This window comes from Streptococcus sp. HMSC065C01 (genome assembly GCF_001813525.1).
GTDB classification, from domain to species: domain Bacteria; phylum Bacillota; class Bacilli; order Lactobacillales; family Streptococcaceae; genus Streptococcus; species Streptococcus parasanguinis_V.
Genome location: NZ_KV812861.1, coordinates 9,591 through 10,651, shown reverse-complemented (window position 1 = coordinate 10,651; position 1,061 = coordinate 9,591). Strand labels below are relative to the sequence as shown.

1 protein-coding gene is annotated in these 1,061 nt (G+C 30.3%); it reads right to left on the bottom strand.

All coding sequences use genetic code 11. The features are described from left to right. Nucleotides 1-29: 29 nt before the first annotated feature. The gene (locus HMPREF2918_RS10620) at nt 30-893 is read right to left on the bottom strand and encodes a helix-turn-helix domain-containing protein (RefSeq protein WP_070595623.1); all 864 of its coding nucleotides are present in this window, start codon (nt 891-893) and stop codon (nt 30-32) included. Between the last annotated feature and the right edge of the window lie 168 nt (nt 894-1,061).

Sequence of the window (1,061 nt, the reverse complement as noted above, 5' to 3'; positions counted from 1 at the left end):
TTTCAGAAAAACTATAATGTCAAGATTAACTATACAGTATCTAATTCCTTCAAATAATTTTCTATCTTCATCAACATTAAATGATTGTTATAAATCTTACATAACTCTCTTGCTTCTATATAATAATTTTTGACTTGTTCTTTGTCTAGAAATTTGGCTCCAGCATTTCCTACAAGAATAAGTAGGGGAGCCAGTTGGTAGCTTGTCTGTCTTTGTTTACAGAGTTCAATCGTCTCAAGAGCTTCTTGGATGGCTTCGTTATATTTTTCCTTTGACACTAGGTAGTGAGCGTAGTTGTAACGAACTCTGATGTAGCCAAATAAAAACTCTTGATGCTCAAAATTTTTTGTCTGATATAACTCCATTAAACGAGAGTAGTTTGCCTCATATTCTTGTTCACGACCCACTAAGGAATAGAAATTAGATAGAGTATTCAATGCCTTTAAATAAATCAGAGTATTTGAGGAGACTTTTAATAATATATTTTCCAATGAAGAAATAGCCTCACACTTACTGTCATATTGATAGAAGTCAATAATAGCTTTAATCCATTCAAGGTAAGTTCGGTCTTCTAGTGTTAGAAAAGTACTTCGTTCGATCTCTATTCTATAAATATATTCCAAATCTTCATAATTTCTGTCATCTAATAGTCGAGCAGATAATTGCTTGAAATTAGAGAGGTTAGATTTAATTTCAATTTGTTCATTAAAAAAATAATCTAATGGTACTTCAAGTCGTTGTGAGAGTTTGAACAAAAGGTCTGCGGAGGGAATGAAATGCCCTCTCTCAATTTTACTAATCTGGCTTTGTTCACAAATTCCTTCTGCAAGAGTTTGTTGGGAGAGTCTCAACTCTTTTCTTTTCAATCTGAATTTCTCTGCGAGTGTATTCATTAAAGATAATAAACCTTCCTATTTGCTTAATTTCATTATAAAATTTTTAGTTCAAAATAGCAAGTTAAAGGAATAAATAATTCTTTACGGTAATAAAAAAAAAAAAAAGTTCAAAGAGCAATAAAAATAATTGCATAAATAATATATATGTGTTAGAATAAAAACAAG

Bases quoted from the DNA above. Each gene is read 5' to 3' on its own strand.
- HMPREF2918_RS10620 (WP_070595623.1), bottom strand. From the start codon at position 893: ATGAATACACTCGCAGAGAAATTCAGATTGAAAAGAAAAGAGTTGAGA.